Origin of the sequence: Clostridium sp. BL-8, from assembly GCF_002006495.1 — a bacterium.
GTDB lineage: Bacteria > Bacillota > Clostridia > Clostridiales > Clostridiaceae > Clostridium.
Map to the genome: position 1 here is coordinate 19,278 of NZ_LZZL01000075.1, position 10,369 is coordinate 29,646.

Here is a 10,369-nt window from a genome sequence, read left to right on the forward strand (position 1 = left end):
TATTTTAATTTTTACTCAGCAAAGCCGCCTTCAAATTTAACTCCGGCAATTTTATCCTTCTTTTGTTTAGCATACAACTTAAATGTACCTACACCTTCTGTATCACCATACTCTTCTTCATAGTTAACTACGAATGCATTAGGTAAAGTAAATTGTCTTACTACTTGAGAAGCTGAAATAACATCTATAGTTATTTTTCTATAACAATCAGCCTTTTCTGCTGGCACTAATGACCATTGTGCTAGCTTAATTGTGCTATCTGCTGCCTCTCCACCTACTGGTGTTAAAATTTTACCAGCAATTACTAATGTTGTTCCTAAATCTGTTGAACGTGCGTTAGAATCATCTGGAGTATCTGTTTTAAATTCTACAGTTTCAACACTTTCGATGTCTAAATCAATAGTTTCTGCGCCCTCAACTTTTACTTTAAATCCCATTTTTTGTCCTCCCTTTACTTTTTTATTTATAATTAAAATAGATTTTTAGAATCTATTGTAATTAGCTTATACTACGTGCATCATTACGTGTAATTTCTACTTCTAAGTTTTTAACATTACCGTTAAATACTAGATCAATATTACATGTTCCATTCTTTTCATTTATTACGAAGTTAATATCATCACCATCTCGTACGATGGCATTTGTATATTCTTTATGAGCCATCCATTTGCTCTTAACACTTGTTGGATTATTACTAAAGAATTTTATAATATTATCTTCTTTAAAATCATTAGTATAGAATCTTAACATTCTCTCTATATATGTTGTTACTAATGTCTTATAGATTGATTCAAAATCATTTTCATTAGTCTGCAGACTTCTAGCTTTATATACTGTTATCTGCTTTATATCTTTACCTTGAATTTTTGCATTTTCTGATGAAAAGACAAATCCAAAGTTTCTCCTATTTATAGAATTTTTAATTTCATTTGTAAATCCAGATATTTCTTTTGCTAATGTTGTTGTAATCTGTAAAGCATTTGATCCTGCTTCTATATCAAATCTAACTCCTGGATATTCGCTATAAACATCTTTAAAGTTTTCTTTCAAATATTCTGGACATTGGTATGCTGCTACAATACCAGCTGCTATATATGAACTTCCAATATAAACTCCTTCTATCCAAAGCTTCAGGATATCTTCTTTCTCTTTGGATAATTCTACTGCTCCATTATCTGTAAGCACCATTCGTTTATCTAAAACAACTCCTGATTTTTCCTTCGGAATAACTGTAAAATTAGGAACACATGGAATTGCAAATTCACTATATGAATTGTTCATTAAAGGCTCACATTTATCCATAAATTTATCAATTCCAGCAGTTGCTACATGATTAAAAGTTGTATCTTCTCTTGGTTCAAAACTAAATAAAACTTGTATGCGATACTTTTGCACTGCGTCTAACAGCATTGCTAAATCTTCCATAGAATTTGAATCTGTCTTTTCTACCTGTTTATTAGCTTTAAATCTCTCTCTCTTAACTCTATTTTTAGCTTGTGCTTCAAGTTCAATTGATGGAACAATTCCAAACCAGATTGTATTATCAAAATCATTTTTATCATTCACTGAACTTAAAAATGTGTTTAACCTTGGTAAATTTTGAGCATTCACTAATCTTGAAAGCTTTGTATTAGTAACTAATAAGCTTGGCTTCATTCCTTTGCTCTTTGTTTTATATTGATCAAAGAACATCTTAACTCCTAATATTTTTTCTATTAGAGGCTTTACTGTCTTTATGAAATCATCTTTTGAACTTTTGTAAAATTCTAAGTAAGTATTGTAGTTACTCACTTCTAGCTCTGTATCCACAGAACTTTCCATTGTTGATGAAAGTGGACAGAAGGTTCTTACAACTAAACTCTTTACATAATCAGATTTTGTCTCATTGACTTCCTCATAATCTTCTTCAAAAGCTTCAATCAATCCAAGATTAGCTTTATCATCTATTGCTACTAATGAAGTTTCCTCTACCTTTGGAGCCTCTAAAACTTTTAGCTCTCCATTTTCTCCCATGCTCAAAACCCCAAGCTGAAATGGTTCATTAGAGCTATTATTATCGCCTCCACCAAGAAGCAGTCTTGTTTTTATATCTTCAATTGCAAGTGGCAGCATTGCCATTATATTGTTATAATTTGCACTTGCTTCCTCAAACATTACGTTAAGCTTGTCCCCAAAATCCAGCTTACTTGGATCTTCATCATCTAAGGCATCATATTTACCATATGTATACTGAATTTCCTTTCTAGTCTGCCTTATATCATCCATTACTTTTTTAGGTGATATCATATCTAGTAAATTTTCAAATTTAAAGTCTACATTTGCAATTCCTTGTGCTCTTTTAGTATCAATTAAAGTAAATAACATCTTTAAAAAATCGTTAGATTTATTAATTGGAATTTCTGTTATTAACTCACTTGGAAAGTTTTCTGGTTTCTTTAATGTGTAGATTACCTTTTGATTTGTTGCATTATAAAATGAATACACTACAGGTGAAAATCTATCTAAGAATTCATCAAAGCTGTTAACTAAGAAATTTTCATTTATTTCTTTAATTTTGTCATCATTTAAGCTATTTAATCCTTTTGTATCACCTATTACAGTAATTAAATCTAATTTCTCTGGATTAATTTCCTCGAATAATATTGTCCTGTTGGTTTGCTTTATTACATCCACTTTTCCATCCCCCTGTTTTAATGATTTTCTTCTCAATTTTAAGTTAAAATTTCTCAACCCTTATTTTTACACTTCATAAAATTATAGTATTTACTCAAAAATTATTAAGTTTATAATTGAATACTTAACCGTTTTATGAAATTTGTTGAATTTTATATACTTTAAGTAAAATATAACTACAACAAATTATATATTAATCCAATATTTTTCATATTATACTAAAGTATAATATGAATTATAAAAACATATTTTTACCTAATGCTCTATACCCCTTAAACACTGATGATTTTAGATTTATTAACTATATATTAATTTTTATGCGATGTAATAAAACGTACAAATTTAGGAATAAAACGGAATTTTATCTTTATTTTATTATTTATTACAAAATATATACGTTTTATATCTTTTGTATTGATATATTGTATTTTTTACTTTATAATTTATTTTTATGTTTTCAGATAAAAAAATAAACATACTCTATTAAGCTTTTCCTTCTTCACTTGATAATCTCTACTATTATCAAAATAAAATTATAGAAAAGCATAATAAAACATGCTTATTAAGATTTTACTTATTTATATGTTGCAATTAAAAATTTACAATGTTAAATTAACAATTGTAAACTATGATTGCGAATTGCAATATGTATTAAAAATTGCTTTTTACTAATTAATTGTGAATGTATAAAATTTAGATAGCAAATTATGATAATCGCATTTTAAAATCCTCGTATCCGAATTCTCTTATTACTTCTATTCCATTTTTCTCGCTATACTTTACAATTGCAGGAAGGTTTACACCATTGAAGGTGTTATTCTTAACCATTGAATAAATAGCCATATCACAAAATATTAATTTATCTCCAGGTTTTAACGTTTTTTTAAATGAATAATCTCCTATAATATCTCCAGCAAGGCAGGTTGGTCCTCCAAATCTATATGTATATTCATATTCATTTGGCTTTCCAGCACCTATAATATTAGGCCTGTATGGCATTGCAAGTACATCTGGCATATGGCACTCGGCAGAGGTATCTAATATAGCTATATCCATTCCATTTTTCATAGTATCTAAAACTGTTGATACAAGAAAACCTGTATTTAACGCAATTGCTTCACCTGGTTCTAGATACACTTCTACTCCATATTTATCTTTTATGAAGTTAATAGATTTAATTAAGGTTTCTATATCATAATCTTCTCTTGTAATATGGTGCCCACCACCAAAATTAACCCATTTTACTTTCTTAATATATTTCCCAAACTTTTCATCAACAACTTTTATTGTACGTTCAAGTGTATCAGAATTTTGCTCACACATTGTATGAAAATGTAATCCGTCAATTCCTTCAAACTCATCTTCCTCAAAGTTAGCTAAAGTAACTCCCATTCTTGAATTCTCGAAACATGGATTATATATATCTGTTTCTATTTCAGAATACTCAGGATTTATACGAATACCACATTCTATCTTTTTATCCTTATTATTCTTAACCTTATCTTTGTATTTTCTCCATTGGCTAAATGAGTTAAATACTATATGATCACTATATTTCATTATTTCATCAAATTCATCTTCTCTATAAGCTGGAGAATATATATGCACTTCCTTGCCCATTTCCTCATATCCAAGTCTCGCTTCATGCAAAGAACTTGAAGTAACTCCCTTTAAATACTTTCCTATTAAAGGAAACGTTGAAAACATTGAGAAAGCCTTTGTTGCTAAAATAACCTTAGCTCCAGTCCTCTCCTGAACCTGATTTAAAATCTCCAAATTCTTCTTAAGAAGTCTTTCATCCACCAAATAACATGGTGATGGTAATTTACTTATATCTATATCTTTCATTAGTTGACCTCCTTACTAAGTTTTTACCATTAACTTTTTGGTAAAAAATACAACTCATATATTTATTTTTACTTATTGCATTTTTCTTATACCTTCACTTTTCTAATATTATGGTCACGCAGCGATTTAAAGATAGACAAATGTAACTTTATAAGTATGTCATCGAAATTCTAACTTATACTCTGAAGTATGCTTATATCAGAAAGAAAGGGTACTCTTTTGTGCAGTGTTGCATCTGAGAATATAGTTGTAGGATTTCTTCATTATGAGTTGTTCCATTTCAGCTTGTCAAAACCTATGGTTTGGAGCAAGCTGAAATGGGTACAACTCATAATGTTAAGTGAGAGTCCAAATCTTGCATTTGGTTCCTCGAACTTACTCAGCGAACTTAGTGAGTCGAGTTTCACTTTTCCATAATTATATTCTCTAAGCAACCGAAACAACAGAGTACCCTTTCTTTCGGTAAGCTATCACATAAGTTCAAGTTACATGCTTTCTACTCTACTAGTGTTGGAGAAAAACTTTCTTTCCATGGTAAGCCCCATTTATTTAGTTCTTCCATAAATGGATCTGGATCGAATTCTTCAACATTGTATACACCTGGCTTCTTCCATAAACCTTTTAAGATTAAGCTTGCACCAATCATAGCTGGAACTCCAGTTGTATATGAAATTGCTTGTGAACCAACTTCTTTATAACATTCTTCATGATCACATACATTGTATAAATAATAAGTTTTATCTTTTCCATCTTTTTTACCTTGGAAGATACATCCTATATTTGTTTTACCTTTTGTTCTTGGTCCTAAAGATGCTGGATCTGGTAATACAGCTTTTAAAAATTGTAGTGGTACTATTTGTTTTCCTTCAAATTCAATTGGTTCAATTGAAGTCATACCAACATTTTCAAGCACATGTAAATGTGTTATATACTTTTCTGAGAAAGTCATCCAGAATCTTATTCTCTTGATTCCTTTAATATTTAAACCTAAAGATTCTAATTCTTCATGATGAAGTAAATACATATCCTTTGGTCCTATTTCTGGAAAATCATAAACTCTTTTTAGTTCAAGAGGTTCTGTTTCAACCCATTTTCCTTCTTCCCAGTAGCTTCCCTTAGCTGTTATTTCACGAATATTTATTTCTGGGTTAAAGTTTGTTGCAAATGGATATCCATGATCACCTGCATTAGCATCTAATATATCTATATAATTAATTTCATCAAATTGATGTTTTTGCGCATAAGCACTAAATACTCCTGTAACACCTGGATCAAAACCGCTTCCAAGTAATGCTGTTATTCCTGCCTTTTCGAACTTTTCTCTGTATTCCCATTGCCATTTATATTCAAACTTAGCTGTATCAAGAGGTTCATAATTAGCTGTATCTACATAATCAACCTTTGTTTCTAAGCATGCATCCATAATAGTTAAATCTTGATATGGAAGTGCAAGATTTATAACAACATCTGGTTTAAACTTATTAATAAGTTCTACTAATTCTGGTACATTATCAGCGTCTACTTTAGCTGTCTGTATCTTAGTTTTAGTTTTTCCTTCTAATGAAGCCTTTATTGCGTCACATTTTGATAATGTTCTGCTCGCTATACAAATTTCTTCAAATACTTCTGAGTTTTGGCAGCATTTATGAATTGCTACACTTGCAACTCCACCTGCACCAATAATTAAAGCTTTTCCCATTCTAATTCCTCCAGTTTCTTCATAAATTTATCTAATCGACAATTTATCATACGATATATAATCTTTAATATTCTTAATTGTACCTTACAAATGTTAATTCTTAATATTAAATTTCTAGCTAATCTGTAAGCCCATTTAACATTTCTTTAACATAATTAGGTAAAGCGAAACATCCTACATGAAGATCTGTATTATAGTATTTTGTTTTTATTCCTAAACTATTCCAAGCTTCTGCATTTAAATCTCTAACAGGATGATACTTTTTCGAAGCAAAGCCAAATAACCAATGTCCTGATGGATATGTTGGAATATGTGCTTGATACACCCTTATAATTGGAAAGAACTTTGTGATTTTTTCATGAGCATCCTTCATTGCTGCTGCATCATTATCATAATATGGACTTTCATGTTGATTAACTAAAATTCCATCTTCCTTTAATGCTTTGTAGCAGTTTCCATAAAACTCTTTAGTAAATAGTCCTTCTCCTGGTCCAAATGGATCAGTAGAATCTACTATTATTAAATCATATTCATCGTTCTTATCGCGTACAAATTTTAATCCATCTTCATAAAATAGATTAACTCGTGGCTCATCAAGCTTACATGCTGTTATAGGAAAGTATTCTCTACATATATCTACAACTCTTTTATCGATTTCCACCATATCTATTCTTTCGATTGTGTTATATCTTGTAAGTTCTCTTATTGTTCCGCCATCTCCAGCACCTATAACTAGAACTTTTTTAATATTAGGGTTAGTTGCCATTGGTACATGAACTATCATATCATGATAAATAAATTCATCTTTTTCCGTTACCATCATTAGACCATCTAACGTAAAAAATCTACCGAATTCCTTAGCTTCCAGCACATCTATTCTTTGAAACTCGGTTTGTTCAGTATGAATTTCCTTCTCAACCTTAATTGAAAATCTTACATTTTCAGTATGTTGTTCTGTATACCATAACTCCATTTATTTTTCCTCCACAATATTAATATTTTCAATCTTCGGATCTTCCGTTCCAGTTAAAAAACATCCTTTTTCTTTTGCATAATTTATATAATCTAATATTTCCTTAGTTATCTTTTCTCCTGGTGCAAGAATTGGAATTCCTGGTGGATAACACATTACAGATTCGGCACATATTTTCCCATGACTTTCATTCATAGGTACAGATTTCTTTGCTGAATAAAACGCCTCTTCTGGCGTGAGGACAACCTCTGGGTTTATATATTCATGATCAAACATTCCTGCCTTGTCCCTTGAATTAAGCCTCTTTATTTCTGATAAAGAAGCTATTAATCTTTCAATTGCAAGGTTACGATCTCCTACAGAAATTATTGCAAGAATATTTCCTATGTCACCGAACTCTATCTGAATGCCGTATTCATCTCTCAACATATCATATACTTCAATTCCTGCAAGACCTATATCTCTTGTAAATATAGATAGCTTTGTTATATCAAAATCATAAACTGCATCTCCATCAATTAATTCCTTTGAAAAAGCATAGTAACCACCAATTTTATTTACTTCGTTTCTTGCATATTCTGCAATTTGTGTCACTTTTGCAAATATTTCTTTTCCATTTAGCACAAGATCCCTTCTCGCTAAATCAAGTGACGACATCAAGAGATATGAGCCGCTTGTTGTTTGAGTTAAATTTATTATTTGACGAACATATCCTACATGTAAATCACAGTTTAAAAGTAAGAAGGAACTTTGAGTTAAAGACCCTCCAGTTTTATGCATGCTGACAGCCGCCATGTCTGCTCCTGCTTCAACTGCAGATACAGGCATATTTTCACCAAAATAAAAATGAGTTCCATGCGCCTCATCTACTAAGACATACATACCATGTTCATGTGCAATTTTAGTAATCTCTTTTAGATTCGAACAAATACCATAATAAGTTGGATTGTTAACCAATACAGCTTTAGCATCTGGATTTTCTTTGATTGCCTTTTTTACATCATCTACTGACATTCCTAGTGGAATTCCAAGTTTTTTATTTGTTCCTGGATTTATATAAACAGGAACGGCTCCAGTTATTACTAATGCATTGATAGCACTCCTATGAACATTTCGAGGCATTATAATCTTTTCCCCTCTTTTACAAACGCTCATAACCATGGCTTGAACTGCAGAACTTGTTCCATTTACCATGAAAAATGCATGTTTTGAACCAAATGCATCTGCTGCAAGTTCTTCTGCTTCCTTAATAACTGACACTGGATGACAAAGATTATCTAGTGGCTTCATTGAATTAACGTCAACTGACAAACATTGCTCTCCTAAAAACTCCCTAAGCATAGCATTTCCTCGCCCTTGCTTATGCCCTGGAACGTCAAATGGAACTACTCTGGCTTTCTTATACTCTATTAGTGCTTCATAAATTGGTGCTCTTGAGTGGGATTCTTTATTTTTCATTTGCATTCATCCCCCATTAATATATATTAGTTCCACTGAATATCTCGATCATTTCTTTCCTTAAATTGTTTTCAATCTCAAGCCTTTGTTTTGGCTTAATCTCATAAACATCTCTATTAAAAAGATAATTCTGAAGTTCAATTTCTTTTATCAACATTTTAGTGTGAAATATGTTTGACTGATATACATTTATATCCATAGCATCATACTTCTTTAATGTTCCTTCATCAATATAATCTTGTATTGATGTTATTTTGTGATCTATAAATAACTTCTTACCATCAACATCTCGGGTAAAACCTCTGACACGATAATCTATAGTTATGATGTCTGAATCAAAACTTCCTATAAGATAGTTTAATGCATTTAATGGAGAAACCTCTCCACAAGTGGATACATCAATATCCACACGAAAAGTAGCAATTGAGTTATCTGGATGATATTCTGGGTAAGTATGCACCGTTACATGACTTTTATCTAAATGCCCTACGACAGTATCTCTGGATTTCAAAATTTCAATTTCACCTTTATTACAAGATTCATCTATTTTTTGTGTCCCTATATTTTTTTCCGATATCAAAATAGTTACACTTGCACCTTGAGGATCATAGTCTTGTTTTGAAATATTAAGTACATGTGCGCCAATACTCCCTGTTACATCACACAAAATTCTTGTAAGTCTTTCTGAATTGTATTGCTCATCTATGTAAGCAATATAGTCCTTTTGCTCCCGCTCACTTTTTGCATAGCATACATCATAGATGTTAAAGCTAAGTGTTTTTGTGAGGTTGTTAAAGCCGTATAACTTCAGCTTATTTTCCAACCCTAACATCACAACCTTTCTGGCTAAAATAAAATTATAGTTGCAACTTATAAAAACATTTTTTATCATACAACATTGACATTTTACTATATTATCTTTAAAAATGCTACTGTTTACGTCAATATTTCTTTAGTATGCTTCATAAATTTATTTGAAGTCATTATTTCTTCATTTTATTCAATAATACTTCTTATTTCTCATACATTTATACATTATTTAATTGTTTTTTTTCATAGCTTTTTCTTTCACATACTTATTGTATTCTTCTATTGGATACACTTCCGGTTCTCGTACTTCTTCTAAGAAATGTGAGGCTTCAGCATCAGCATTACTAAAGGCCAAAACAGATTTATACATCTCTATAGCCTTATTATAATCTCTATACTCATCTTTAGGTACATATGCTCCCATATGCCATCTTATCATTAAACATTCTTCTAGAGATAGTTTGACAAATTGCTGAAGTAAAATTACACTTTTTTCTCCATGACCTAAAGGAATTCTGTCATCAAATTCGTAAGAAGCATATCCTATCCACTTTCCAGTAATCTCATCCTTTTTTAGTCTCATAGTTTTTTCATAAAGATTACATTTACATAAATCATGCAGATACCCTGCTAAGTATATAGTATCATCACTAAGTCCCAGTTTATATTGTTTGTTCTTTTGAAGCATTAATTCAACAACATTGTCCGAATGATATGCAAGCCCTCCATCAAAATTTGAATGAAACTTTGTTGAGGCTGGTGCCGTAAAATAATCCGTTCTTTCTACAAGGTAATTTATCAATTCATCTATTCCATCTCTTTTAACAGAGTTTAATCTTTCTAATATTTTGTCTTTTAATTCCTGCATTTCCTCCACTGCTTTAGCTTTTGTCAATTCTTTTAAATCG

8 protein-coding genes are annotated in these 10,369 nt (G+C 30.8%); all 8 read right to left on the bottom strand.

What is annotated here, in order from left to right:
* Nucleotides 1-11 precede the first annotated feature (11 nt).
* Entirely contained in the window at nucleotides 12-437 is a 426-nt protein-coding gene (locus CLOBL_RS21065; RefSeq protein WP_009168593.1) for a hypothetical protein, read from the bottom strand.
* 61 nt (nucleotides 438-498) lie between these two features.
* Nucleotides 499-2,673, bottom strand: coding sequence for a transcriptional regulator (locus CLOBL_RS21070; protein ID WP_077860823.1), 2,175 nt, complete (start codon nucleotides 2,671-2,673; stop codon nucleotides 499-501).
* 705 nt (nucleotides 2,674-3,378) lie between these two features.
* Nucleotides 3,379-4,521, bottom strand: a complete 1,143-nt coding sequence (gene nspC, locus CLOBL_RS21075; RefSeq protein ID WP_077860824.1) for a carboxynorspermidine decarboxylase — start codon at nucleotides 4,519-4,521, stop codon at nucleotides 3,379-3,381.
* Between the two features lie 496 nt (nucleotides 4,522-5,017).
* Nucleotides 5,018-6,220: a saccharopine dehydrogenase family protein gene (locus tag CLOBL_RS21080; protein ID WP_077860825.1), complete on the bottom strand. Its 1,203-nt coding sequence runs from the start codon at nucleotides 6,218-6,220 to the stop codon at nucleotides 5,018-5,020.
* 118 nt (nucleotides 6,221-6,338) lie between these two features.
* Nucleotides 6,339-7,193 carry a polyamine aminopropyltransferase gene (speE, locus tag CLOBL_RS21085; protein WP_009168590.1) on the bottom strand — a complete coding sequence of 285 codons (855 nt, stop codon included), beginning with the start codon at nucleotides 7,191-7,193 and terminating at the stop codon, nucleotides 6,339-6,341.
* A complete protein-coding gene (locus CLOBL_RS21090; protein WP_077860826.1) occupies nucleotides 7,194-8,651 on the bottom strand; it encodes an aminotransferase class I/II-fold pyridoxal phosphate-dependent enzyme in 1,458 nt (485 codons plus the stop codon).
* Nucleotides 8,652-8,667: 16 nt separating this feature from the next.
* Complete coding sequence (gene speD / locus CLOBL_RS21095; protein WP_179117810.1) at nucleotides 8,668-9,486, bottom strand: adenosylmethionine decarboxylase; 819 nt, start codon at nucleotides 9,484-9,486, stop codon at nucleotides 8,668-8,670.
* 204 nt (nucleotides 9,487-9,690) lie between these two features.
* A partial coding sequence (locus tag CLOBL_RS21100; protein WP_077860827.1) for an HD domain-containing protein occupies nucleotides 9,691-10,369 on the bottom strand: 679 nt, incomplete at its 5' end.

What these genes read in the sequence shown, in the direction of transcription:
- CLOBL_RS21065 (WP_009168593.1), bottom strand. Translation starts at nt 437, where the DNA reads ATGGGATTTAAAGTAAAAGTTGAGGGCGCAGAAACTATTGATTTAGAC.
- nspC (WP_077860824.1), bottom strand. Translation starts at nt 4,521, where the DNA reads ATGAAAGATATAGATATAAGTAAATTACCATCACCATGTTATTTGGTG.
- CLOBL_RS21080 (WP_077860825.1), bottom strand. Translation starts at nt 6,220, where the DNA reads ATGGGAAAAGCTTTAATTATTGGTGCAGGTGGAGTTGCAAGTGTAGCA.
- speE (WP_009168590.1), bottom strand. Translation starts at nt 7,193, where the DNA reads ATGGAGTTATGGTATACAGAACAACATACTGAAAATGTAAGATTTTCA.
- CLOBL_RS21090 (WP_077860826.1), bottom strand. Translation starts at nt 8,651, where the DNA reads ATGAAAAATAAAGAATCCCACTCAAGAGCACCAATTTATGAAGCACTA.